We start from the raw sequence: 25,789 nt of genomic DNA, 5'->3' as shown, positions 1-25,789 counted from the left end.
GATACAATTTATTTTTTCCCATCCTGCCCCTTAAACCATCAACAATAACATCTTTTTCATCCTTGGACATTTTCTTTTAAGAAATAAATTTACCGGCAGGAGCTAACAGTACCAGTTTATCAATTTTATGCTTTGCAGCCAGATAAGCTGCAATCATTCCACCCATGGAAAAACCAATGAGGTAGATTTTATCAACTTTTTCACTTAATTGTTTTAACGAATTTTCCGCAGCAGTAAGCCATTTCTTGTGAGAAACATTTTCCAGCGCCAGATTTTCCCCATGTCCTGGTAATGTAGGGACTTCCACATACCAATCAGTTTGCTCACGCAGATACGCTGCCAATGGTTCGACTTCATACGGTCCACCTGTATACCCGTGTATTATCAGACACCCAACCATATATATTCTCCTTATGACTTAATATCCTTCTTATTATGTCACGATTCTCCAAAATAACTTTTTCATATTTTCCCAATACTGCACAGGAATAAGCTGATGAAAATAATAATCCATTCATCAGCCTGACAAACACATTTAAAGCTTTTTCATCATGGATCCCACATCTTTTACAACAGGTGATATCTGTTGAAAGGTATTTGCCAATTGTCCTACTGTGGTCAACACTTTATCAAGATCCATTTCACCATTATTATCCTGAAAATAATGCAGTAAATTATTAGGTGCTGGCGAGGAATTCACCGCTCCACCTGACTGGAAATATGGATTCCAGTTCACCGGAAGCTTCGGTTTGGAATACATTTCAAAAGGTGTTTGAAAGTGCGCAGTATGATTGGGACTTACCGCATTGTAACCCGGATGATTTGCATTTTGCTGATAATAATACGCATTATCGGCATAAGGCGGTGAATAATAATAAGGTCTTTCAAACATGACACACACCTCTTTTGTACGTTCTTCCTTTATCATATGCAGAACATATTATTGTGTGTGATGTCATAAACACGGCTAATTACTATAGCGTTCGTGGAATGAATTGTAATATGAATAGTTAGCAGCCAAACCCAACGAATATTTTATCTTGTTTATTTGTGAACCCAGAATCATCTCATTTCCCACAATTGTAGCGGGTGTTCCGAACACCCCTTTATCCTGCAGTTCTTTCATATATTCACGATTCTCGGATACATTTTTAGTTTGAAAATCTACTTCCCATTCGTTCAGCTTGGTTATTAGCCGATCACAATGTGAACTGTCATTGCTTATATAAACAACAATTTCATTATCGCTCATTGTTGACTCCTCCTTGAAGTTTTGCAGCACTTCTGCTTGCTTATCCCATCTTTCCTGTTCCCACTAATATGACAGCTTAAACACAAAATCGTTACAGAACTATTACGAAAATAAAAAAATGCAAAACACTTTATCAAAAATGAAAAGTGTTTTGCATATGAAATGATGGTAAACCCCATCGAGTGCAAGCCTACCGACTGGCATGCACGAACTATAAGAACAGGGACATCCCATATCCCCCAATTTGATGATATCGCGCTTTCATTTCCCATGCTATGATATACATCACTTCCTTTGAATTTTTTAAAAAGAATTCTGTATCATTTTTAAATGGTTTGGAAGTACATAATATCTGACGGGTCCCTCCCTTTATCATACCTTTATTTCTTATCCAGAAAACTTTCATGCCGAAATAACACATTTATCGCATTTCTGTGACACTAAATAAAAAAAGTATATTAATCTAGTGTAAAATTTGAAAATTAGTCTAGCATTTTTTGTGGAAATGTTATTTAATATTAGTGAAGGATTTATAATTTTAACATTTCACAGGAGGGTCAAAATGAAGAAATTTTACAGTCTATTGCTTGTATTAGGCTTAAGTTTGGTATTGGCTGCATGCGGCAGCTCAGAGGATGCTGATTCAGCAGACGGTAATAGCGGTGAAGGCGGCGGTGAAACACCGGATACACTGGTTATGGGATTCGTTCCATCACAAGATTCTGATACGATTGCTGATACTGTAAAACCTTTGGCAGACCAATTATCTGAGGTTCTTGGCATGCCGGTCGAAGGAAAAGTTATGGTGGATTACAATTCCTTAGTAGAAGCAATGGGAGCCAATCAGGTACAGATAGGATTTATCCCTGCGTTTGGCTATGTGTTGGCTAACGAGCAATATGGTGTTGAAGTAATTCTGAAATCAGAACGCTACGGATCAGGTACATACAAAGCGCAATACGTTGTTCGTGCTGATTCCGGTATTGAATCATTGGAAGATTTAGAAGGTAAAGTTTGGGCATTTGCAGACAAAGGGTCAACTTCAGGATACCTGTTCCCTGCAAACCAATTAATGCAAAAATTTGGGTATGATACCGCAGCAGAACTGGAAACTGATTTCTTCTCTGGCGTTCAGCAGGCTGGTGGACACGATACAGCTGCGATTGCAGTATATGAAGGTGATGCAGACGTAGCAACTACCTTTGATGATGTTCGTACTGAGCTTGAAGAAGAATATCCAGATGTTATGGAAAAATTGAAAGTAATTGGTTACTCCGATGACATTCCAAACGATACCATTTCCGTAACCAAAGAACTTGATGACGAATTAGTTAAGAAAATCAAAGAGGCCTTCCTTGGATTCAATGAAAACGAGGAAATGATTAAAATCATGAATGAAGTATATAACTGGGATGCTATCATAGAAGCTTCTGATGAAGAGTACCAGGTTGTAAAAGATACGTATAAAAAGTTCAAGGATAACATCGAACTGTAATAATTTAATAGCATAAAAGATTTTTAGGAGGGGGAGGTCTGTTTCCTCCCCTTTTTTCAGTTTAGAACCAAGTCTGTAATGGAGGAAATAACATATTATGATTGAACTTAAAGACGTTGGCCTTGTTTATCCTAACGGAACAGAAGGCTTGAAAAACGTAAATGTAACAATCAAGGATGGGGAATTTGTTGTAATCGTAGGCTTGTCAGGTGCGGGAAAATCCACTTTTATTCGAAGCGTTAACCGCCTGGTTACCCCGACTTCCGGGTCTCTTTTAATCGATGATGAGGATATTCTTTCTTACAAAGGTTCCGAGTTGCGTAAACTGCGCACAAAAATCGGGATGATATTCCAAAACTATAACCTGGTTAAGCGTTCCAATGTCCTGAAAAACGTACTTGCCGGACGTCTTGGCCATACAGGAACCCTCCGTTCTATTTTAAATTTATATAAAAAAGAAGATGTTGGACTTGCTTATGAAAGCCTGAAGCGGGTTAACATCGAGGAAAAACTCCATAATCGTGCTGATGAGTTGAGTGGTGGGCAGCAGCAGCGTGTCAGTATTGCCCGTGTTCTTACACAAAAACCGAATTATATACTGGCGGACGAGCCTGTTGCGTCACTCGATCCTCCAACGTCACATCAGGTTATGACCTATTTGAAAAAGATTAACAAAGAGGATAACATCACAACAATCGTAAACCTGCACTTCATCGATATGGCTATGGAGTATGCTGATCGTATTATTGGTATGCGGGCTGGGGAAGTTGTTTTTGATGGACCAGTCTCTGAAGTTACCGAAAAAACGTTTGAGGAAATATATGGCCGTACGATACGTGAGGATGACTTGCGTGGGGGGGCAAACGAATCGTGACAAATCAAACAAACGCTTTGTCTCACGGGAAAAATCCACCAATTTATCCAGTGAAAACAAAAGTACAGATTACTGTGATTTTTTTCATTGTAATTGGAATTTATCTGTTTAGTATGTTCTGGACACAACAGCAAATGGTCGGTGGATTTGGTAACGCACTTGGAAATATGGCTGTCGTTATCGAGAAATTTTTCCCGCCTAACATGAGTATAATAGGGGCTATTTGGGATCCAATGGCACAAACGATTCAGATGGCAATTATCGCTACAACAGTTGCAGCAATTTTAACCGTACCTTTGGCTTTATTATCTGCTCAAAATATTACAACGTTTAAACCGCTCTACTATTTTACGCGTACATTATTAAATATTTTACGTACAATTCCTGACCTGGTTTTAGCTGTTGTATTTGTTGGGTTGTTTGGAATCGGCCTGTTCCCTGGTATTGTTGCACTTACTGTCTTTTCGCTGGGCATCCTGGCCAAATTGATAAGTGAAACAATTGAATCAGTTGACATGAATCCCCTCGAAGCGATGCGTGCTTCCGGTGGTAATGTTTATCAGGTAATTTTTTATGGATTGGTGCCGCAAGTATTGCCACAGTTCACATCCTTTGTACTGTATGTATTTGAAATAAACATTCGTGCATCTGTTGTACTCGGACTTGTTGGCGCGGGTGGTATCGGACTGGTCCTTGACCAGCAGTTAAGCTTTTACAACTATCCGAATGCAATGACAATCATTATTATGATTTTTGTTGTTGTCCTGGTTATTGAGTATATAAGTAATAAGTTAAGGGAGGCATTGATATAATGGCTACTTATTCATTACCTCCAAAAAGAGAAAAATCGCTGTTCATCAAAATAAAACGGATACTTATTCTGCTGGCGGTTGTCGCTTTATACGTCTGGACTTTCGCAGGCATAGACGTTGATTGGGGACGTGCTGTTGAACGGGCTGCCAGTAACTTTCACCGGGTAATACCTAAATTGTTCAGCCCTGACTGGGCAGCAGCAGGAGAGGTATCGGTTAAAATTCTGGAAACTGTCTTCATCGCGTTTGCAGGGTCGTTAATGGCTGCTGTCCTTGCAGTTCCTTTGGGATTCCTTGCAGCGAAAAATATGTCCAAGATCCGAATATTTTCAGTGGTTGGTAAATGGATTTTATCAGCTGTTCGTGCTTTTCCAGATATTATTTTGGCAATTTTATTTGTTGTTGCAGTTGGTCCGAATGCGTTCGCAGGGGTACTCGCAATCGCAATTGGCTCAACGGGAATGCTTGGAAAACTTTACTCTGAAGTTGTTGAATCGATTGATATGCAGATCGTCGAGGCAATGGAAGCAAATGGTGCAAATAAAGTTCAGGCATTATTCTATGGTGTAATACCACAAATCATACCGGAGTTTTTATCATATGCAATCTACCGGTTCGAAATTGATATCCGTGCGTCATCCATCCTTGGTATCGTTGGTGCGGGTGGTATCGGTACGATGATTATCTTCGCCGCCAACAACCGGAATTGGAATGAAATGGGAATGATTCTACTGGCTATTATTATTGTCGTAACGGTTATCGACTTTATTTCTGCAAGAATCAGACGGAAAATTGTATAATAGATTTACAATAGAAACGAAATTCGGGGGCTGTTCAGCTCCAATTTCGTTTCTTATTTTAAGGAGACACAGGGACAGGTTCATTGTCTCATTCGGTGGGCAGTACACATGAGACACGGGGCATGTCCCTGTGTCTCATGTTACAGAAAGGATGTTACATAGTGCAAAAAGATACAGCAATGATTAAACTGCTATACACAAGCGATGTTCATGGTCATGCTTTACCTGTTCTGTATGGAACTAATGAGCATTCCGATTCGGGATTGGCAACATATGCAACAGTCGTAAACAAGATTAGGAAAAACAATGAACATGTTATTGTCATGGATAATGGCGACTTAATCCAAGGGACACCATTAATGACCCATTATGTAAAAGAACATGCTGATAAGGAAAACCCAATGATTGGGATCATGAACCGAATTGGAATTGAAGCGAGTGTAATCGGCAACCACGAATTTAATTTCGGAAAAAAAATATTAAATGATGCCATAAACCAATCTGACTTCCCCTGGCTATCGGCGAACACACTCGACGAAAATTCAGCTGAGCCCTATTATGGACCACCGTATATCATAAAAACGTTGGATAATGGAATAAAGATTGCAATTGCTGGTGTAACAACACACTATATCCCAAATTGGGAATCACCCGAGCATATTCAGGGGATCCAGTTTGCTGACGCCCTTGCAACACTGCAAAAGTGGGTTAATCATATTCATGACACAGAACAACCCGATGTTCTTGTAGCTTCTTATCATGGCGGCTTTGAGCGTGATATAGAGACAGGCGAAGAAACAGAACCGCTGACCGGTGAGAATCAGGGATACGCTATATGTGAACAAATTGAAGGAATTGATGTATTGCTGACAGGCCATCAGCATCGTGTTTTAACCGGAACAATAAACGGCGTACTGGTAATCCAGCCTGGCAACAACGGCAAATTGTATGGTGAAATTGACATCATAATGGAACAATCAGAACGTGGCTGGCAAGTTGTTAATAAACAAGCATCCGTTAATACATTAGAGGGTATTAAAGCAGATTCTGAGATATTGAACTGCATGGAGGATTTGGAAGCATCGACCCAACAATGGCTCGACAGTCCGATTGGAAATATTGACGGGGACATGACAATCAGTGACCCGCTGGCAGCAAGGGTCCAAAAACATCCATTTATTGAGTTTATCCAGAAGGTTCAGATGGATGCCAGTGGCACAGACATTTCAGTTGCACCCCTGTTAAATAACAAATCGAAGGGTTTTGGACCCGTCGTAACGATGCGTGATATCGTTTCTAACTACATGTACCCGAATACACTGGTTGTTCTTGAGTTGACAGGAAAGGACATTATAGATGCACTTGAAAAAAGTGCCGAGTACTTTGTAATTAAGGATGGCAATATTGCTGTCAACCCTGCTTACATAGCGCCAAAACCACAACACTACAACTATGATATGTGGGAAGGGATAGAGTATACGATAAATGTACAGAAGCCATTTGGCTCACGAATTGAAAATGTAACATATCATGACAAACCACTTGATAAACATGAAAAATACCATGTTGTACTGAATAATTACCGGGCGAATGGCGGGGGAAACTATGATATGTTCAAAGGAAAACCTGTCATAAGAGAAATTCAAAAAGATGCCGTTGAACTGATTCGATCTTATTTTGAAAAACACAAGACCGTACCTGCCTCTGTAACAAACAATTTTGTTGTAAAAGCATAAGGCTGTTTTCTAAAAGATTGTTGCTATTTGTCATTTGAGAATGGAACCTTGCTAAACAATTCCCATAGACTGCGAACTAAGTTGAGTGCTAAAACACCACTCCGGAAATACATTATGGTGCTTGTTGTGTCACAAAGTCTTTTCTGAGATGTGGCACTCCTGCAGGAAAGACAGGATTATGAAGGGCAAAAAAGAACGGAATCATCGGTGAAAAGTGGTTCATCAGCCTTATGAACAACAAATGAGAGCAAAATTATCGATGAAAAGTCGTTCATCTCTAACAGGTTTTTCTCAAAGTGGGACTCGGGTGCTGTATACTGAGCAGGCTCGGCAACAAGACCTTAGAGGTCGAATATATTTGATCTCGTGATCAGAGAGCCCCACTAAAAAATACTAGCTCACATTTTATATCAACTGTGCAATAACAGCAACAACCTTTGCAAAAAGAGCCAAGCTTAAAAAGCTGCCAGATTAAACTGGCAGCTTTTTTATCTTATCTTGTCCTATTCATATTAATCATCATCATTGTCGTCATCATCGTCACTGTCGCCACCGTCATTATCGTCGTTGTCATCATTATCATCATCGTCGTCATTCTCGTCGTCGTCTTTATCGTCTTTGTCGTCTCTGTCATCATTCGTGTCGATTGACAACACGATAACTTCCCCGGTATAAGCATCTATTTCAATCTCTGCTTCTTTATTTTTAGATTTCATTTCCACTTCATAAATACGACGTCCGTCATCTTCATCCAAATCTATACTGATAATTGAACCGTTAAAGGCATTTTTTGCAATTTGTTTCGCTTTTGATGAACTGATTGCAGTTTTATTGGATGATGTATTCTTTTTAGTTGATTCATTTTTGTCGTCATGATCATCGTCTTTATTTGATTCGTTTCTGTCATCACGATCATCGTCTTTATTACCTTTTGAATCATCTTTTTCCTTGATGCTTACGCTGTTATTTTTATCATCGCTTTTCTTCGTGCCGTCGTCTTTGTTATCGTCATCGCCTTGTTTGTCATCAGCATTATCATCTTTTGAGTTGTTTACTTTGCCGGCTACCTTTCGTTCATCCAATTCAAGAATTTCACCGGTGTTTCCATCTACCTCGATATCATACTCTTTTCCTTCGCTGCGTATTTCTAACTCATATACAGCCCTGTTACGATCTTTTTCCAGTTCCCTATCAACAACTTCACCCGGATACTGATCGGTTACCAGCTTCTCCACCTCATCATAAGACAATTTAGGCTCTGTCTGTGATGCACTTGATTGAAGCATGCCAAACCCCATTGCTGAAAACCCCAATAATACTGCTAACACAATCCCTACTTTTTTCTTCATCTGTTTTTTCCTCCTTATTTTCTATCTTGATTACATCATATCCACTCTAAATGAAAGGATCATGTGCATAAGATTAGAATTTAATGAGAAAAGCATTAACTTTCCTTAACAAATGGTAAAACCAGTTTAAAAGTCGATCCCTCACCTGGCTCACTATTAACAGACAGACTGCCATGATGGGCCTCGGCAATTGCCATTGCAATCGCAAGTCCGAGCCCTGTTCCGCCTGACTCCCTGCTTCTTGATTTATCCATCCGGTAAAACCGCTCAAAAATCTTCGCCTGCTCATCTTGTGGAATTCCCTGACCATAATCCCGGACTTTCAGTTGTACATCTGAACCACGCCGCAAAATGGACAGTTTAACTTCTTGATCACTGTATTTCAATGCATTATCGATTAAAATATAAATTACTTGCTGCAACTGCCCCCGGCTGCCATTAACATAAAGTTCGTCAATAGTTGATTCAAAATTAATAAGACGGTCATACGCACCTTTAAACTGTTCCACCGTTTCACGAGCAAGATGAACAATGTCCAGTTGTTCATGCTCATCCTTCTCCTGGTTTTTGGCAAGCAGAAGCATTTGCTCAACCAAATTTTGCATGCGATCTGCCTCTGAATCAATCGCCTGAATCGATTCGTCCAAAATTTCCGGGTTGTCACGTCCGCGCCGATTGAGCAATTGTGCGTAGCTTTTCACAATAGAAATGGGAGTTTTCAGTTCGTGGGATGCATCTGAAACAAAGGTCTCCTGCTTTTCGAAGTTATCTTTTAAGTATTCAATCATCTTATTAAACGTTTCTTCCATTTCATATAGCTCATCACGCGATCGGTTTTCCAGATTAATCTTTTTCCACTTAGCATATGTTATATTTTCCTTCATCGCTGCAGTTAACGACTTTATTGGATTTAAAATAAACCGGCTTAAAACAGTGCCCGCGATAATTGATGGGATAAGAATAATAACTGATGCCACAGCCAATACGTAAAACAGGGTCTTCATCGTTTCGGTGTGTGCTACTAGCTGTTTATAGACTTGCAATGTCGCTACTTCACCATTATTCCAGATGATTGGCTTTGAAATTGTCAGGAAATCAGCCTTATCTTTTAGCGGTATGATTGAACTTGTTTCGGATTTTGAAAAAGACGAAGGGAGTTCTGTATATGAGTACTTCTTTGTCAGAGTTTTTATTAGATTATTGCCATTTTCATCAATAACGCGAATCATCCCATCCGTCGGCACATACGCCCTCAGCAAATCACTTTTGGCAATTTCAGGATTATCATCCAACGCCATCACTATTTCATTCACCTGTTCAGACAATTCAGCTTCCTCACTGTTCATTGATATGTTGGCAAATAAAATATAAATTGACGTATTAACGATTAAAATCAAAACGAGCATAAACAAGCTTGAAAATAGGCGGATCTTTGTAGACAGCTTCATTGCGAATTTTCCTTTATCGTGTAGCCGACACCGCGGACGGTATGAATATATGCATGGTCAAAATTCTTGTCGACCTTTTGACGCAAATATCGGATATAAACATCCACTACATTGGTATCCCCGTAATAGTCAAATCCCCATACATGCTCAATCAGCTGGTCTCTCGTCAGCACCTGGTTTTTATTTTTCAGCAGATAAACTAGCAGATTAAATTCGCGAGGGGTCAATTCAATCTGAATGTCTTTTCGCTTGACCTCACGCGTTCCCGTATCAACTGTCAGCTCACCGACAGACAACTGCTGGGTGTCCGTATCCATCGTTGTCCGCTGTCTCAAATGCACCCGGATTCGTGCCAACAGTTCCTCAATTTGAAACGGTTTGGTCATGTAATCATTTGCCCCAAGGTCGAGACCGCTTACTTTATCATGAACCTGGTCACGCGCAGTCAACAAGATAATAGGAGTCGTCTGATCGCTGCGCCTGAATCTCCTCAGTACTTCAAGACCGCTTAACTCCGGGAGCATTATATCCAATAGAACCAAATCCCACTCCGACTGTTCAAGTTTTTCCAGCGCGTCTTTACCATTGTCAGCAATTTCAGTTGCATAATTTTCATAATCCAATTCAAGCTGCAGTACCCTGCTGAGCTTCTGTTCATCTTCAACTATTAATATGTTTGGCTTCTCCATTAAATCACCTGCTCTAATTTATGCCTTTTAATGTACTATACCAAAAGTTTATGAAAAAGTATTCAGTGATGGATGGTGGCAGCTGGTTTTCGCGGATACTCCAGCCAGATTTGAATGTATTTTGTGAACTTTAGCAACGAGTGACCCCCCCCGAATTAGCTGCGAATTGCGAGGAGCGCTGCTTCTCCGAAATACTTGCTCGTCGTGTTGAAGTTGTTTCAGTGGTGTTGCACTCCTCGCAGAAAAGATTGCAACACGACCGAGCAATCTTTTCTGTGTGGATTGTCGCATCTCTTACCATACTTGCAGCACGACGAGCACCAGAAAATTTGTGAACTACAAGCAGTTTATTTGTGAACTTTAGCGTTTTAGTTGTGAACTTTGGACTTCTGTCAAGAAAACGGACACATTACTTTGGTTAATCCATAAATTCAAAACAACTACCGCGCTTCGCTTGCTGAGACTTTAGAAATGATAAGTCAAAAACCATGACTTATCATTTCTAAAGCCAATTGGTTAATTAAGAGCTAAGTTCCAGTTGTGCTGCTTGGTACTTTCGCTCATATTTATTTGGTGAACAATATCCTAAAGATGAATGCTTTCTTCTTTCATTGTAGCGGCTGCCTATGTAATAGTTTACCGCTTTAATTGCTTCTGACCGAGTCTTAAAACGTCTACGATATACCAGTTCCTTTTTAATCGTTGCGTGAAATGATTCAATGCAAGCATTATCATACGGGTTTCCTGTCCTGCTCATACTTATTTGAATTTTATTTTCTTTTAACACATCGGTATAATCGTACGAACAATATTGGGAGCCACGATCCGAATGATGAATTAACTTCTCTTCTATGGGCTGCCTGGTGGTGATTGCCATATTCAAAGCCTTTAAAGGTAATGCGGTTTTCATGTGAGACGCCATACTCCATCCAACAATCTTTCTTGAAAACAAATCCATAATGGTAGATAAATAAAGCCATCCTTCAAGTGTCCAAATATAAGTGATATCGGAAACCCAGACCCGGTCCGGTTCATCAACATCAAATTTTTGATTTAGAAGATTTGGGTAAACATACATATTATGATTCGAATCCGTTGTGACAATATATCTTTCTTTAGGAGTAGCTCTCAGACCCATTTCCCTCATTTTTCGTGCTACCGTTGTTTGAGAGATTGAATATCCCCACTCATCTAAATCATCATACACTCTGGGACTACCATAAGATTCTTCACTTTCATAAAACGATTTTTTAATCTTCTGCCTTATGTCCCCGTCTTTAGCTTCTTTATCCGAAATTTTGTCTTTGGTTTCTAACCAGGTATAATAACCGCTCTTCGAAACGTCTAGTACAGTGCACATTTTCACAATACTGTATTCACCTCGATGAGCCAGGATGAAACAGTATTTATCTCTTACGCTTGGTTTTTCGTGAAAATGTGCATAGCTTTTTTTAATATTTCGTTTTGCTCCCTCAAATCACGTATTTCTTTTTCATGCTGTTTTTTAATCTTCTCAAATTCTGCAGGTGTAATATACTGTTCAGGAGCCTTCTCACGCTCTTTTTTCTTTTTATAGTTGGATACCCACTTATAAACAGTTGAATCAGATAGATCCATTTCACGAGCTACCTCCCGGGCCACCCTCCCCTCTTCAACTATTAATTTAGAAACATACTCTCTGAATTCCGGTTCCTTCCATTTCCCCAATATGAACACGTCCTTTTCTTTAATTAAATTATACATGATTAACCATTTTGACGTGTCCATTATTTAGACTAACTTTAACTTTTGGCGAATTCATTGTGAACTTTAGCATTTCTGACAAAAAAGCTTATCTCACCTTAGCATATACACACGTATCCCGAAGCTCATCACCATCCACTGCAACCGAGTCTTTATAATGAATGCCCTCCAGCGTAAGTCCAAGCCTTTCTGGTATCGCCCTGCTTTTCAGATTTTTGACATCACATTGTATTTCGACCCGATTCGCGCCCAGTTCCTTGAGTGCAAAATCCACCAAACCTTCAACCGCTTCCGTTATGTAGCCATTTCCGGTTTCCCTCGTGTCAATCCAATAACCAATTTCAAATTTAGGAACCTCCCAGTCAATCCGATGTAATCCTGTTGCACCGATAAAAGTTCCTGTATCCCTATGGAAAATGTGCATCCGCAAATCTTCCCGCTTCAAAAACGCTGCATGCGCCTCACGGACATTCGCCTCCACTTCATCGGCAGACTGGTCTCTCTGTGCAAATGGCAGCCACTTTTTCAGTTCCTGTTTACTAGCTTCAATTGCCTCATAAACGAGTTGGCCATCATCAGGCATAGGCATCCTGATATATAACCTTTCCGTGTAAAATTCATGCGGAAATTCGTTCAAAATCGGATTCTGCATCTGTTCCCGTCTCCCCATGTCAAAATAAATTTCTTTTCATTATACCGTTTTCCCTGTAAGATTACGATAAGAATTTTTTCAGGAGGTGACAAAATGCTTGCACTTGATCATATCATTATTGCTGCTAATGACCCGCAACAGGCAGCGGATGATTTTGCCAAAAAACATGGTGTAAAGGTTCTGGAAGGTGGCAGGCATGAAAGCTGGGGGACGCACAATTATCTTGCTTACTTCAGCAATGACTGCTACCTCGAATGGCTCGGGATTTTCAATGAAAATATCGCTGCACAATCGGATAATCCTTTAATTGCACAGCTTGTCCGCGCACTGGATAGTGATGTAGAAGGCCCAATCCAGTATGCATTACGGACCGATTCAATGGATGATTATTTGAAACAATTCAATGAGAAAGGCATTCCGTATACAGGACCGATTGCAGGCAGCAGAAAACGTCCAGACAGTTCCCAGCTAGAGTGGCGAATGCTTTTTCCAAAAAACAAGATCGTTCGCTACCCATTTTTAATTGAGTGGGGTGACATAAAAAATGTCCCTAGCGATTCAGAGCTCATCAACCGGCAGCACATTGACACCCTTCACCCGGTAATAGCCAATGAAAATGACTATAATAATATTTTCCAGACTGGTAATCAGCTTGAAAACGTACAAATGAAAACATCAGATATGCTCGGATTTTCGATTTCTAAATAACCCGCAACCATAACGGTTCGCGGGCTTTTTTATATATAAATTGACATTCAAACAGGTATTTGAATATACTATAATCAAATACTCATTTGAATAACAGAGGTGAATCAATATGCCAAACGATATTTGTGAAGTAACCTGTATTCACGAAGATAAAGTTAATCGTGTTAAGCAACAAATTGAGAGTCAATCATTGGAGAGTGTAATGAAAGTCTATAAACTGCTCGCGGATAAGAACAGGCTGCAAATTGCCTATGCCTTATTTATTGAAGAAGAACTCTGTGTCTGTGATCTTGCCAACATCATCGGGGCAACAACCGCAACCACTTCACACCACTTGCGCCAATTGCACAAGGCCGGTATTGCAATGTTTCGTAAAGAAGGGAAACTTGTTTATTATTCGTTATCTGACAGCAATATGAAACAACTAATCTCTCAAACCTTCAGCCATATGAAGGAGCCTTCCAATCATGCCGTCTAACAGTCAGCAAACATTCCGGGTAGACGGCATATCATGTGCAAATTGTGCAAAGACATTTGAAAACAATCTTAACGACATTAAAGGTGTCAACCATGCAGAAGTTAATTTTGCCGCATCAAAAATTAATGTCGACGGGTCCGTTTCCATTTCAGAAATCGAAAAGGCCGGGTCGTTTGAAAACATTAAAGTGGTTCAAAAAAATAATGAACAAACGAAAGAACCATTCTGGATCCGTTATGATCGCCTTCTTTTGGCATCTTTACTGATTTTATTTGGATTCGTTGCATCATTCACTTTTGGAAGTTCGCATTACTTACCTGACGTTCTTTATGGAATGGCATCACTCATTGGCGGATTAACCCTTTTTAAAGCAGGACTCATCAACCTGACGAAACTCCGCTTTGATATGAAAACATTAATGACAATCGCCGTCATCGGGGCCATTATTATCGGTGAATGGCGGGAAGCAGCCGTCGTGGTTATTTTATTTGCCATCAGTGAAGCACTGGAATCCTATTCCATGGATAAAGCTCGTTCTTCCATTCGTTCGCTGATGAAGATATCACCTAAACAGGCACTAATCAGAAGAAATGGGATTGAGCAAAACCTTCATATTGAGGACATTGCTGTTGGTGATTCGATGCTCGTAAAACCCGGAGATCGAATTGCAATGGACGGAAAGATCACCCACGGTTTTTCATCCATCAACCAGGCACCGATTACCGGTGAATCAATTCCTGTTGAAAAATCCCTGAATGATGAGGTGTTTGCGGGTACAATCAATCAGGATGGATATCTGGAAATAGAAGTAACGAAAAAATCCGAGGATACAACAATAGCTAAAATCATCCATTTAGTTGAAGAAGCGCAGACTGAACGTGCACCATCCCAGGCATTTATTGATAATTTCGCTGCCTATTACACCCCTGTAATTATAGCAATTAGTGTTATAGTGGCTGTCCTTCCACCCCTTTTCGGTGGAGCATGGAGCACCTGGGTTTATCAGGGGCTTGCTGTTTTAGTTGTCGGTTGTCCATGTGCACTTGTTGTCTCCACACCAGTAGCAATCGTAACAGCAATTGGAAATGCAGCACGAAATGGTGTTCTTATCAAAGGCGGCATCTACCTTGAACAAATTGGTGCACTCCACTCAATTGCCTTTGATAAAACAGGCACATTAACAGAGGGAACTCCTAAAGTTACCGATGTATACTTTTATACCGATGAACGTAAGAAAGCGTTGGGCTATCTGAAGGCGTTGGAAGAAAAATCGAGCCATCCTTTGGCAATAGCTATTATCGATTATATAAATAATGAGCCTGTTGATGTTACTCCAACTGAAGTGCAGCAGTTCACCACCGTTCAAGGAAAAGGAATCAAGGGTGAAATTAACGGCAAGACAATCTTTGTCGGTTCAGCCGAGTTATTTTCCAATGTAATTCCGGAAGAGGTCAAAACATATCAGGAATCCGGAAAAACGGTAATGTTGTGCGGTACTGACGAAGAAATACTAATGGCTGTCGCACTTCGCGATGAGCCAAGAAAAGAAAGTAAAAACGTAATCAAGCAATTGCACAATTTAGGAATCAGCCATACGTACATGCTGACGGGAGATCATGCGAAAGCTGCTGCCGCACTGAAGCAAGACCTTGAACTAACAGACGTTAAAGCAGGTCTTTTACCCGAAGATAAACTGGAATTTATAAAAAAATACGAAGGAAATATTGCGATGATTGGTGACGGGATAAATGATACCCCTGCACTTGCTGCTTCATCTGTTGGCATCGCCATGGGATCTGCCGGAACAGACAGCGCGCTGGAAACAGCTGATGTTGCTTTAATGGCAGACGACCTGGATAAACTGCCATTTACCATAAAATTAAGCCGCCGGGCGTTATTCATCATCAAACAAAATATTACTTTTGCAATCGGGATTAAAGCACTTGCCCTGCTGCTTGTCATCCCGGGGTGGTTGACTTTATGGATTGCAATTTTCGCTGACATGGGAGCAACCTTGCTTGTTACGCTGAATGCATTAAGACTACTAAAAATAAGATGATCATTCACCAATGAATGATCATCTTATTTTGTGCCAAGCGCACACACCGTGTTGTTTGGGGTAGTCGGTTTGATGAAAAACTCGATAGTTGTAAAACCAGCATGAGCCAGTAAAGCAGTCAATTGCCCGCCTATTAGCTCACTCGTTTCATCCGTTGCACCTTTTTCATGCGGCTGGATTGTCAGTGCAATTTTTCCGTTATAACGCATTTGCTTACGAATTTCCATCAACATATTTACAGGATTGCGCCAAAAGGTGATATTATTGATCACCAGTACTTTATCAATTTTCTGAGACAGCTTTGGAAGTTCATCTGCCTGCGCTTCCATCAAGCAAACCTGTCCATTAATCAAATGTTTGTTTAAACGTCGCAGTGCCTGGTATACCATAACTTCTGACGGATCCAGCCCCGTAATAAACAATTGTTCTCTCTGCTCCAACATATATTTCATTGCTTTCCCGGAACCAAAACCAATCTCCAGAACATGATCATCATCCTGAATATCCAGAAAATCGATTGTCCATTTATTAATTGCTTTGTTTTCCTTTGACATGAACCAGCCAGCAAACATGCCTATCTTCCCTTGCGGCTGTTTAAACTGTGAAAATAACTTTTCCATCGGTATTTCTCTCCTTATAGAAACCTTATTTCCACAAACCGCAAAAAAATAATCACCCCATCAAAACTGGGGTGATTTTTTAGCCTGTTACGCCAACTGCTGATGCAGAAACTCACTAACCGATTCCGGTGATTTTGTATAAGCACTGTGCTGATGGGCGATTTTTTCACCATTTTGGAAAATTAAAATGCTTGGAATGCCCATCACTTCATATTTTTGTGCAATTCCTTTTACTTCATCACTGTTGATCTGGTACCAGTCATGATTCTTGAATTCATCCATTACATCGCCAATAAACATATCCATACGCTTACAGTCCGGACACCAATCCGCAAAAAACTTAACGATAACAGGTTTATCCGACTGAATTATTTCATTGAATTTTTCTTCTGTATCTATATGTTCCATTCCGAATCACCCCTAGAAATATTTTCTATCTCCATTGTAATTCTTTTGCCTGATATTGTCTTATTGTTTGCTTATGAATCGTACTCTACTTTACCGAGAATGTACGCAACAAACAGACCAGCCGCAAAGGTCACTATACTTAACAATACAAGTGAGGTATCTGCCGGAAATCCCGGAAAAACAACAAAGACCGATCCGATAACCATTCCAATAATAACAGCAAATGTACCTGTATAATAATTCGTTAAAAAGAAGTTAACAATTTTACTCATGAAAACAATACCAATAACAATTCCTGCACCTGTCACAGCAATAATATCAAGCTGAAAATTACTTATCGCAGTCATGACGGTTGCATAAACACCAATTACATACAACATAAACGAACCGCTAATCCCAGGCAGAATCATTGCACTGCTGCCAATAAACCCAGAGAAAAACAGCAATATATATGTAGATGTTGTTACATTTTCAATGACTGCGCCTTCACTGGCCTCCAGGAGTGCCAAAGCCCCGACAACGACAGCGCCGATTAGCAACAAAATGAAGTGCTTCGTCCTGAACTTATTTTTCACGTCTGCTTTATGGAATAAATAAGGAAGAACCCCAATAATCAATCCCAAAAAGAAGAATTTAGTTGGTCCCGGGTAATGTTCAAACAGCCATCCAATAACATGACTTAACAGCAATATGGCTGTTCCGACACCAATGGCGAGCGGAATCAGGAATCCCAATTGTTTCTTCCAATCTTTACTAAACAAACCATTTATAGCGGCAATCAGACGATCATAAATTCCAAGCAGAACAGCAATCGTTCCCCCGCTCACACCAGGGATTACGTCACTTGCGCCCATTATCATACCACGATATATATTTTTCCATTCCATGCGTGAAAATCTCCCTTTTGCGTCAGTTCATTTTTAAATCATAAGATAATCATACCAAATTATCCTTGCAATTCACATAAAAAATTTATATACTACAGATAAGCTATCTTGTTATACAAAGTAGCTATTTTAAGATTTAGTATCTTGCATCACAAGGTAGGTTATATCATGACGCTTCGAAGTCAATTACTAAAAGGAATTCTGGAAGGATGCATCCTTTCCATTATTAATATGCAGCCAACATATGGCTATGAACTCTCCGTCAGATTGCAGGATTTTGGGTTATCGGATGTAAGTGAGGGGTCCATTTACCCGATTTTATTGCGCTTGCAAAAGGAAAATTTGATCCATGGCGAAATGAAAAAATCTGAATCAGGCCCAAAGCGGAAGTATTACTATTTAACCGATAAAGGTCACGAAGCACTGGAACAATTTATCCAAAATTGGGAAATGATCAAACGGCCGGTAGATAACATTATCGAAAAGAGGGATAGTTGACATGAATGCGAAAGATATCATTCAGCTGAACAATGAAAAACGGGAGCAATTAACGGAAGAAAACCTAAGCTATTATGGAAATATGCTCGTATATATACGGATGAAGTCGAATAAGTCTGAGCAGCATACGGAAGAAGTACTGTTGGAGTTATTGGAACATTTATTGCAGGCACAGGAAGAAGGAAGAACTGCTGAAGATGTCTTTGGTACGGACCCGGAATCTTATTGCAAAGAAGTAATCGAAGAAATCCCGGGTGAAAAAACATCCCATCATATAAAATTTTGGGGATACATCATCATTCAATTTCTGGCAATCATCAGCCTTGTCCATGGAATACTAGGAGGCGGACTCCATTACTTTTTCGGATTGGGGGCTGACACACTCTCATTTGCACTTGGATCCGGTATCGTAACAGTTCTTATTGATTTTCTTCTGCTGTTGGGATTTTTAGCACTCATTTTTAAATGGCTGAAGGCAACCACATTCAGGAAGAAACAACCGAAGAAATGGGTGGAATTCCTTCAATTGTGGGTAGTCTGCACCTGTGCAATCGGATTATTTGTCTTAGTACCATATATCATGCCTTCATTTGGAGCTGAAATCAGCATTCCCACTTTTGCTTTTGCCGGATTAGGTGTTGTACTTTATCTGATATCGTTTTATATGAATAAAAAATATCGGCTGACTAAATAAAATGCTCACAGTTAAGTGAGCATTTTTAAAAATCTATTTTTTCCGACTCAGGATCCCACTGGAACATGCGGGCTTCTAAATTTAGAAAAGCAAAGGTACCCTATACCTTGGTTCTTTACTGCTAATTTTTATTTATAATCTTATCAGCAATATTGACCAACTTTTCCTTTTTAATTAAACTCTTTTCATAGGGATCCTGATCACTATAGGTCAAATAGTAATTTTAGAGAAGGTTGCTATATTAGAATAAATTTTTCGATGAATTACCTCATATGAAGTTGGAATAGGGGCTTAAATTTTCTGTGTTTAAAAATTATTGATAAATAGATTCAAAAGAATTTGCTATTTTAATTAGTCCGTTTTTATCAATATCTGCATTCATAGGTGATTTAAGCGTATAAGAAAGATCATCTTTTTTCCAAGTAAGTAAAATAAAGTTTTCTGATTTCACAAATGAAGCGTTAACTTCCTCTAATGCAACCTCTTCTCCTTCATTAATAAGATTGGCGTCACCCTTAAATATCTCTAAAATTACCCCCTTATTTTTGCCTTTGACCTTATACATTATTGAAATTACATTTTGCGATTTTAAAATACTAACCTCTTTAGAATAATTTTCATATGGAATATATGTTGGAAGCTCAGGAGTATACTCTATCTCACTTATTTTTTTCTTGAATTCATCACCATAAGTAACATCTCCATCATTTGTACCGCTTGAATTTCCACATGCAGTTGCAATTAATGAAAAAAATATTATAGTGAAACAGACAATTACTGTCCGCACATACTCACCTCCCTCACAAATAAAGCTACGGTACTTCCAATTGTACAACTAACAACTTCATTTGTAGATTCCACACTTTTCTAATATGGCTAAGAAATTTAATCCAATTATAAGATAAATTTGTATATTTCACAATTATTATAATAAATGCTATATTAATTATTATCTGAGGTGAATTTTTGGTGTGAAGCTAAGATAAAATTTTCTTTGTGATTAGAGGTGGATACGATGGGGAAAAGAATTATTTCCTTATTTCTTGTCACTGCTTTACTATTAGTCGGCTCATTTAACCATGTTTTTGCAACTATATCGGAAGATCTTGAGCCTCAAGAAGTGGTAGATAGAGCAAATGTGATAGTATTAGGTAAATATAATTTTTCAGGTAAAAAAATATATAATGAGAGAACTGCACCGTATTGTGGTATTGAGTTCAATATTGATAAAATTTATAAAGGCAATATTTCAGATACAGAACATATAACGGCTGGATTAGATTGTAATAATGGTACCTTGGTAGAAAAGTTTCAACAAGATGGTGGCAAGGTACTATTGTTTATGGATAATAGTGGAAAACCACAGTTTCTTACGCCGGTTGGTGGCTCTAACGGACTTGTCAAAATAAAAAATGGTGAAGTAAAAGATGAAGATGAAGAAAGAAGAAAATTTTTTAAAGAGTTCCTGGAGGAGAATAATAACGATCCATCCTCATTCTATATAATTGTTAGTATAATCTTTGGGTTAGCTCTAATAGTCATATTGTATTATTTTAAACAGAGAAAGAAAAAGAAAGAATGATTTGAATGGCTTTTTCTTCTTTATAATGGTTTAGATAGTGTCCGTAGTGATGTCAACTTTCGTACCTGCACATATTATCCTTAGTTTAACAACAAATACGGGGTACTAATACAATCTGTACCCCTAGATAGTTTGCTGTTCTGTATTTTCTCGTCCATAAACCCGATTCGACTATTGTGAGCATTTAAAATCTATCCCTCAATAAACTCCAACTCAGGCACCCACTGGGACATATGCGCCTTGATTTCCTGATAGTGTTCCTGGGCATTGTCCAGTTCATCATTTGTCAGCTGATACATTGGTATAACTTCATAATTCGCCCAGTTATGGAATTTCACAAAGGTCGGCTGCAGTTTAGGTGATGTTACTTCAATTGTTTCCTCTTCACCTTTGATTGTTTTATGAATGGAAAATTTAAAAATGCCGCCAATCCTGCGGTAAAACTCATCCTGACCCGATAAAAAATTCCCTAATGAATATGCCACAAGTGTTTTATTTCCGTCTTCTCCTTCAACCCAATCAATCGGCTGCAGGACGTGCGGATGATGACCAAGCACAACATCAACGCCGTGATCCGCTGCAAATTGGGCAATATCCTTTTGCTCGTCATTCGGCAATCGGATATATTGGTCACCAAAATGCATACTTAATACAACGGCATCTGCTTGCTCTTTTGCTTTTTTAATATCGGCTGCCATCAGTTCTTTATCAATTAAATTGACCAGATAGTCTTTACCCTCCGGTACGGGAATCCCGTTTGTACCATATGTGTACGCTAAAAATGCAACAGAAATACCTTCATCGGTTTCATATACTCGTATGTTATTACTGTCAGCCTCGTTTTTATATGCACCGGTGTACATCATATCAATTTTTTCCCAATGCTCGATTGCACTTTGAATTGCTGCTTCTCCGCCATCAAGTGTATGATTGTTTGCCAGTGAAACAACATCAACACCAACTTTTTTCAGTGCATCACCCACTGCATATGGACTGTTGAATGTTGGATAGGATGACAACCCTAATTCAATGCCGCCAATCATTGTTTCCTGGTTGGCAAAAGTAATCGTAGTGTTGTTTAAATACGGTTTTACCCGCTCGAGCATCGGCATAAAATCATAGCCGCTTGCAGTTTGTGCATCCTCATATACACTGTTGTGAATCAGCATATCACCAATCGCGGAAAAGGAAATTTCTTTATGAATGACTTCTGGCTTTTTTGGCTCTTTTTCAGGTTCCGTCGTTTTTTCTTCTTTCGATTTTTCTGTTTCTGGTTCCGATGTTTGTTCAGGTTCATCATTTGAACATGAAACTAATAGAATACTGCATAATAATAATACCAGCAGCACCCAAACTAATTGACCCCGTTTCATAGCTACTTTCTCCTTAGTCTTATTGTCCTACTCTAATTATATATGACGATTAAGCAGAAAGAAAAGTTTCGTGTGCATTATAATCCCATATTTTTTGCAATGATTGTTTTCATGATTTCATTAGTCCCAGCATAAATAGCAGCTACAGGGGTATCACGATATCGTCTGGCAATTTTATATTCCTCCATATATCCATATCCGCCGTGCAGCTGCATACATTCATTGGCAACCTGTTTGGCAGTATCAGTCAGCCAATACTTTGCCATCGATACTTTTGTAACTATATCTTTCCCGGCAATATGGTCTTCTATAAGCGACTCCAGAAAAGACCTTCCCAGCTCAACTTGTGTGGCCAGTTCTGCCAGCTTAAATCGGGTATTTTGAAAAGAACCAACCGACTTGCCAAATGCGTTCCTTTCTTTAACATACTCCAGCGTCATGTCGACCATATCCTCCGAAGCTGCCTGACCGGAAATTGCAACCACGAGCCGCTCCTGCTGTAATTTTTCCATAAGATACTTAAATCCTTTCCCCTCTTCACCAATCAGGTTTTCAACAGGTACCCTGCAGTCTTCAAAATATAACTCCGCGGTGTCCTGGGCATGCAGGCCGACTTTATTCAGTTTTCGTCCACGTGAAAAACCCGGTGAATCTGCTTCAACCATCAACAGGCTTATTCCCTTATGCTTCGGCTGGGCATCGGGGTCAGTTTTAACAACAACTAATATAAGATCTGCGAGAATACCATTGGTGATAAATGTTTTTTGTCCATTAACAATATAATGGTCACCATCACGGGTGGCAGTCGTCTTGATGTTCGCCAAATCCGACCCTGTTCCTGGTTCAGTCATAGCTACCGCAGTAATATGATCACCAGTTACACACCCGGATAGCCATTTCTGTTTCTGGTCTTCCGTGCCATACGATTCAATATACGGGACAACGATATCCGAGTGGAGACCGATTCCGATTAAACTTGTTCCAATCCGCTCAAGCTCTTCCAGAATGATGACCGAATAACTGAAGTCGAGTCCCAATCCGCCATATTCTTCTTCGACATGTGGAGAAAGAAAGCCCATCTCGCCCATCTTCCTCCAAAAATCAGCAGGGATCATACGATCTTCTTCCCACTGTTCATAATACGGTTCCGCTTCCTTCTGCAAAAACTTCCGTAACGTCTTCCGGAACAATTCATGTTCTTCTGTTTCAAAACGATATTTACCCATTTGGAACACCTCCCTATTTAGGCTGCATGCGAATGGCCCCATCCAAGCGGATCACTTCACCATTCAGCATTGGATTTGTCAGGATACTTTCCATAAGTGCTGCATACTCGGACGGTATTCCAAGGCGGTTTGGAAATGGCACCATTTTCCCCAGTCCTTCCTTGGCTGCTTCAGGGAGTGTATCAAACATTGGTGTTTCAAATAGCCCTGGAGCAATGGCCATGACACGGATTCCGACAGATGCGAATTCCCTGGCAAGCGGCAATGTCATACTGGCAACACCGCCTTTTGATGCACTGTATGCCGCCTGACCAATTTGCCCTTCAAACGCTGCAGCCGATGCTGTATTAATAATGACACCACGTTCCCCTTCAACGGGATTGTTTTCCCTCATATAGGAAGTTGCAACACGGATGACATTAAACGTTCCAATCAAGTTTATCCTGACGACTTTTTCAAATGCCTCAAGCTTCATCATGCCTTTTTTGCCATGGACTTTTCCGGGTGTGGCAACCCCGGCACAATTTACCAAAGCATTTATCGAACCAAACGTTTCATAGACTTTCTTTGTGTTTCCTTCAACCTGTTCCGGACTCGTAACATCCGTTTTGAAAAAAACTGCGTTATGCTGTCCAAGCTCATCTATCAGACTACTTGCTCTTTCCTCATTCAAATCAAAGATTGCCACTTTCCCGGCGGAGGCAACAATCTTCCGGGTTGTTGCTTCACCAAGCCCGGATGCTCCGCCGGTAACAATTGCATTCAATTCAGATAGCTGCACAATATATGCTCCTCCCTATTCAATCCGTTCAACGATTGTTGCATTTGCCGTTCCCATACCTTCACAAATTGCCAGTAAACCATATTTGCCGCCGGTTCGCCCCAGTTCATTAACAAGTGAGATTAATAGTTTTGTTCCCGTTGCACCAAGCGGGTGGCCAAGTGCGATTGCACCACCGTTTACGTTTAGCTTTTCGGGATCAGCACCTATCTCATTCAGCCAGGCTAACGGTACCGGTGCAAAGGCTTCATTTACTTCATACCTGTCAACCTGGTCAATTGTAAGATTTGCTTTCTTCAGTACTTGTCTTGTTGCCTCGATTGGCCCTGTAAGCATTAACGTCGGATCTGAACCGACAACCGTACGAGAAACAATTCGGGCTTTCGGTTTTAATCCCATTTCGTCCGCCTTTTCTTTGGACATTAACAGTACGGCACTTGCACCATCACTCATTTGACTTGCATTACCGGCAGTTATTTTGCCATCTTCTTTGAACACCGTTTTCAAATCTGCCAACGCTTTCATTGTCGTGTCCGGCCGTGGACCTTCGTCAAAGCTGACGGTTCTGGAATCTCCTGTATACACAGGCACAATTTCCTCTTCAAAATTACCTTTTTCCTTAGCAGCTGTAGCACGCTTGTGACTTTGCAGTGAAAACGCATCCAATTCTTCCCGGCTGAATCCCCATTTATCAGCAATTTTCTCAGCCGAGATTCCCTGATTAACAATTTCATATTTATCTGTAAGCTTTTCACTGGGCTTCGTCTCTTGCATATTCGAAAACATCGGTGACCGGGTCATACTCTCCACGCCACCTGCAACTACGACGTCCATATCCCCGGCCATAATAGCCTGTGCACCGAAATGAACAGCCTGTTGACTTGAACCGCACTGCCGGTCGATAGTAACACCGGGAACATGTATTGGAAATCCGGCTATCAGCGCTGCAGTCCTGGCGACATTTCCAGCCTGTTCCCCCACTTGTGTCACACACCCTAAAATAACATCCTCCACATCTGCTTTATCTATTTTTGAACGGTTAACCACTTCTTCCAATACAACCGCAGCCAGCTCATCCGACCGATAATCGGCAAACATGCCTTTTCTTCTGCCCACCGCTGTCCGGCAGCCATCAACAATAACAACTTCTCGCATAATCGCACCCCTTTTTCCTAATAATTACCTTCATTATATCTGATTTTTTTAACAATTTAAATTACCTTTCTCTATTACTATAATCGAACCTGGAATCAAAAAAGTGGCAAAAATAATTATAAATGTCATGCCACTTTTTTCGTTCGGGAAACGATATTAGTTATGATAGGGCTGTTGTTAAGGTCCGTGATTATATACACTTGCTCCGGGAAACGTAAATTAATTGAAGTCTGCAGTGATGGCTTTCGGAAGCAAAGTCAATCCGGACATTTATTCCGCTATTCCTGATAAAAAGCGACTTTTGAAGACGTTCGAGGACATTTATTCCGTTATCGGGCATAAAAAGGCATAATATAACTTGTTTTCATCAATTAACGGAACAAATGTCCGCAAGCATTGTGAAATCGTTGTTTTTGAAGTAAATAGCGGAATATATGTCCATATCCATGGCTGATATTAATGATGATCAT

The 25,789-nt window shown here is 40.0% G+C and carries 28 protein-coding genes; 11 read left to right on the top strand and 17 right to left on the bottom strand.

The window, feature by feature from the left end:
- Positions 1-76: 76 nt before the first annotated feature.
- From G6R02_RS20375 to G6R02_RS19510, 3 genes are all read right to left on the bottom strand, one after another.
- Entirely contained in the window at positions 77-400 is a 324-nt protein-coding gene (locus tag G6R02_RS20375; protein WP_343032932.1) for an alpha/beta hydrolase, read from the bottom strand.
- Between the two features lie 135 nt (positions 401-535).
- Entirely contained in the window at positions 536-892 is a 357-nt protein-coding gene (locus G6R02_RS19515; protein WP_164671043.1) for a YppG family protein, read from the bottom strand.
- 75 nt (positions 893-967) lie between these two features.
- Positions 968-1,252, bottom strand: coding sequence for a glutaredoxin family protein (locus tag G6R02_RS19510; protein WP_164671042.1), 285 nt, complete (start codon positions 1,250-1,252; stop codon positions 968-970).
- 562 nt (positions 1,253-1,814) lie between these two features.
- Between G6R02_RS19510 and G6R02_RS19505 the strand changes: the two genes are divergently transcribed.
- The 5 genes from G6R02_RS19505 (at position 1,815) to G6R02_RS19485 (ending at position 6,969) form a co-directional block, all read left to right on the top strand.
- Positions 1,815-2,747 carry a phosphate/phosphite/phosphonate ABC transporter substrate-binding protein gene (locus G6R02_RS19505; RefSeq protein ID WP_164671041.1) on the top strand — a complete coding sequence of 311 codons (933 nt, stop codon included), beginning with the start codon at positions 1,815-1,817 and terminating at the stop codon, positions 2,745-2,747.
- A gap of 97 nt (positions 2,748-2,844) precedes the next feature.
- Positions 2,845-3,621, top strand: coding sequence for a phosphonate ABC transporter ATP-binding protein (gene phnC / locus G6R02_RS19500; RefSeq protein WP_164671040.1), 777 nt, complete (start codon positions 2,845-2,847; stop codon positions 3,619-3,621).
- Positions 3,618-4,433, top strand: a complete 816-nt coding sequence (gene phnE / locus G6R02_RS19495; protein WP_164671038.1) for a phosphonate ABC transporter, permease protein PhnE — start codon at positions 3,618-3,620, stop codon at positions 4,431-4,433. The genes phnC and phnE (G6R02_RS19495) overlap by 4 nt, the downstream gene beginning before the upstream one ends.
- Positions 4,433-5,233: a phosphonate ABC transporter, permease protein PhnE gene (gene phnE, locus G6R02_RS19490; RefSeq protein WP_164671036.1), complete on the top strand. Its 801-nt coding sequence runs from the start codon at positions 4,433-4,435 to the stop codon at positions 5,231-5,233. Before phnE (G6R02_RS19495) ends, phnE (G6R02_RS19490) begins: the two co-directional genes overlap by 1 nt.
- Positions 5,234-5,370: 137 nt before the next feature.
- Positions 5,371-6,969, top strand: coding sequence for a bifunctional metallophosphatase/5'-nucleotidase (locus G6R02_RS19485; RefSeq protein WP_164671151.1), 1,599 nt, complete (start codon positions 5,371-5,373; stop codon positions 6,967-6,969).
- Positions 6,970-7,481: 512 nt separating this feature from the next.
- On the opposite strand, the gene G6R02_RS19480 is transcribed toward G6R02_RS19485, so the two are convergent.
- From G6R02_RS19480 to G6R02_RS19455, 6 genes are all read right to left on the bottom strand, one after another.
- Positions 7,482-8,318, bottom strand: a complete 837-nt coding sequence (locus G6R02_RS19480) for a PepSY domain-containing protein (protein ID WP_164671034.1) — start codon at positions 8,316-8,318, stop codon at positions 7,482-7,484.
- 95 nt (positions 8,319-8,413) lie between these two features.
- A complete protein-coding gene (locus tag G6R02_RS19475; RefSeq protein ID WP_164671032.1) occupies positions 8,414-9,766 on the bottom strand; it encodes a HAMP domain-containing sensor histidine kinase in 1,353 nt (450 codons plus the stop codon).
- A complete protein-coding gene (locus G6R02_RS19470; protein WP_164671031.1) occupies positions 9,763-10,455 on the bottom strand; it encodes a response regulator transcription factor in 693 nt (230 codons plus the stop codon). Before G6R02_RS19470 ends, G6R02_RS19475 begins: the two co-directional genes overlap by 4 nt.
- Positions 10,456-10,975: 520 nt before the next feature.
- Positions 10,976-11,848 (bottom strand): IS3 family transposase, encoded by an 873-nt coding sequence (locus tag G6R02_RS19465; protein ID WP_246202608.1) that lies wholly within the window; start codon positions 11,846-11,848, stop codon positions 10,976-10,978.
- A gap of 20 nt (positions 11,849-11,868) precedes the next feature.
- Positions 11,869-12,171, bottom strand: a complete 303-nt coding sequence (locus G6R02_RS19460) for a transposase (RefSeq protein ID WP_246202609.1) — start codon at positions 12,169-12,171, stop codon at positions 11,869-11,871.
- Between the two features lie 115 nt (positions 12,172-12,286).
- Positions 12,287-12,850, bottom strand: a complete 564-nt coding sequence (locus tag G6R02_RS19455; protein ID WP_164671029.1) for a GNAT family N-acetyltransferase — start codon at positions 12,848-12,850, stop codon at positions 12,287-12,289.
- A gap of 93 nt (positions 12,851-12,943) precedes the next feature.
- On the opposite strand from G6R02_RS19455, the gene G6R02_RS19450 reads away from it, so the two are divergent.
- The 3 genes from G6R02_RS19450 to G6R02_RS19440 all read left to right on the top strand — a co-directional run bounded on the left by G6R02_RS19450 (position 12,944) and on the right by G6R02_RS19440 (position 16,095).
- Positions 12,944-13,558 carry a VOC family protein gene (locus G6R02_RS19450; protein WP_164671028.1) on the top strand — a complete coding sequence of 205 codons (615 nt, stop codon included), beginning with the start codon at positions 12,944-12,946 and terminating at the stop codon, positions 13,556-13,558.
- A gap of 109 nt (positions 13,559-13,667) precedes the next feature.
- The gene (locus tag G6R02_RS19445; RefSeq protein WP_164671026.1) at positions 13,668-14,036 is read left to right on the top strand and encodes an ArsR/SmtB family transcription factor; all 369 of its coding nucleotides are present in this window, start codon (positions 13,668-13,670) and stop codon (positions 14,034-14,036) included.
- Positions 14,026-16,095, top strand: a complete 2,070-nt coding sequence (locus G6R02_RS19440; RefSeq protein ID WP_164671024.1) for a heavy metal translocating P-type ATPase — start codon at positions 14,026-14,028, stop codon at positions 16,093-16,095. The genes G6R02_RS19445 and G6R02_RS19440 overlap by 11 nt, the downstream gene beginning before the upstream one ends.
- A gap of 23 nt (positions 16,096-16,118) precedes the next feature.
- On the opposite strand, the gene G6R02_RS19435 is transcribed toward G6R02_RS19440, so the two are convergent.
- The 3 genes from G6R02_RS19435 to G6R02_RS19425 all read right to left on the bottom strand — a co-directional run bounded on the left by G6R02_RS19435 (position 16,119) and on the right by G6R02_RS19425 (position 18,010).
- Entirely contained in the window at positions 16,119-16,715 is a 597-nt protein-coding gene (locus G6R02_RS19435) for a class I SAM-dependent methyltransferase (protein WP_164671022.1), read from the bottom strand.
- An 87-nt stretch (positions 16,716-16,802) separates the two neighbouring features.
- A complete protein-coding gene (locus tag G6R02_RS19430) occupies positions 16,803-17,123 on the bottom strand; it encodes a thioredoxin family protein (protein ID WP_164671020.1) in 321 nt (106 codons plus the stop codon).
- Between the two features lie 71 nt (positions 17,124-17,194).
- Positions 17,195-18,010, bottom strand: coding sequence for a DUF368 domain-containing protein (locus G6R02_RS19425; RefSeq protein ID WP_164671018.1), 816 nt, complete (start codon positions 18,008-18,010; stop codon positions 17,195-17,197).
- Positions 18,011-18,178: 168 nt separating this feature from the next.
- Between G6R02_RS19425 and G6R02_RS19420 the strand changes: the two genes are divergently transcribed.
- Both G6R02_RS19420 and G6R02_RS19415 read left to right on the top strand, forming a co-directional pair.
- Positions 18,179-18,508 carry a PadR family transcriptional regulator gene (locus G6R02_RS19420; RefSeq protein ID WP_164671016.1) on the top strand — a complete coding sequence of 110 codons (330 nt, stop codon included), beginning with the start codon at positions 18,179-18,181 and terminating at the stop codon, positions 18,506-18,508.
- Between the two features lies 1 nt (position 18,509).
- Positions 18,510-19,202 (top strand): DUF1129 family protein, encoded by a 693-nt coding sequence (locus tag G6R02_RS19415; protein WP_164671014.1) that lies wholly within the window; start codon positions 18,510-18,512, stop codon positions 19,200-19,202.
- Between the two features lie 313 nt (positions 19,203-19,515).
- On the opposite strand, the gene G6R02_RS19410 is transcribed toward G6R02_RS19415, so the two are convergent.
- Positions 19,516-19,989, bottom strand: a complete 474-nt coding sequence (locus G6R02_RS19410; RefSeq protein ID WP_164671012.1) for a DUF4367 domain-containing protein — start codon at positions 19,987-19,989, stop codon at positions 19,516-19,518.
- A 228-nt stretch (positions 19,990-20,217) separates the two neighbouring features.
- Between G6R02_RS19410 and G6R02_RS19405 the strand changes: the two genes are divergently transcribed.
- Positions 20,218-20,784 carry a hypothetical protein gene (locus tag G6R02_RS19405; RefSeq protein ID WP_164671011.1) on the top strand — a complete coding sequence of 189 codons (567 nt, stop codon included), beginning with the start codon at positions 20,218-20,220 and terminating at the stop codon, positions 20,782-20,784.
- Positions 20,785-20,975: 191 nt separating this feature from the next.
- Here G6R02_RS19405 and G6R02_RS19400 read toward each other — a convergent pair whose 3' ends face one another.
- The 4 genes from G6R02_RS19400 to G6R02_RS19385 form a co-directional block, all read right to left on the bottom strand.
- Positions 20,976-22,157 (bottom strand): CapA family protein, encoded by a 1,182-nt coding sequence (locus G6R02_RS19400; protein ID WP_164671009.1) that lies wholly within the window; start codon positions 22,155-22,157, stop codon positions 20,976-20,978.
- Positions 22,158-22,234: 77 nt separating this feature from the next.
- A complete protein-coding gene (locus G6R02_RS19395) occupies positions 22,235-23,383 on the bottom strand; it encodes an acyl-CoA dehydrogenase family protein (protein WP_164671008.1) in 1,149 nt (382 codons plus the stop codon).
- 13 nt (positions 23,384-23,396) lie between these two features.
- Positions 23,397-24,164 carry an SDR family NAD(P)-dependent oxidoreductase gene (locus G6R02_RS19390; protein ID WP_164671007.1) on the bottom strand — a complete coding sequence of 256 codons (768 nt, stop codon included), beginning with the start codon at positions 24,162-24,164 and terminating at the stop codon, positions 23,397-23,399.
- A gap of 15 nt (positions 24,165-24,179) precedes the next feature.
- The gene (locus G6R02_RS19385) at positions 24,180-25,319 is read right to left on the bottom strand and encodes a thiolase family protein (protein WP_164671005.1); all 1,140 of its coding nucleotides are present in this window, start codon (positions 25,317-25,319) and stop codon (positions 24,180-24,182) included.
- Positions 25,320-25,789 lie beyond the last annotated feature (470 nt).

Source organism: Virgibacillus doumboii, assembly GCF_902806455.1.
GTDB classification, from domain to species: Bacteria; Bacillota; Bacilli; order Bacillales; family Amphibacillaceae; genus Lentibacillus; species Lentibacillus doumboii.
The sequence above is the reverse complement of the archived record's forward strand: the minus strand, read 5'-3'. Positions and strand labels throughout refer to the sequence as shown.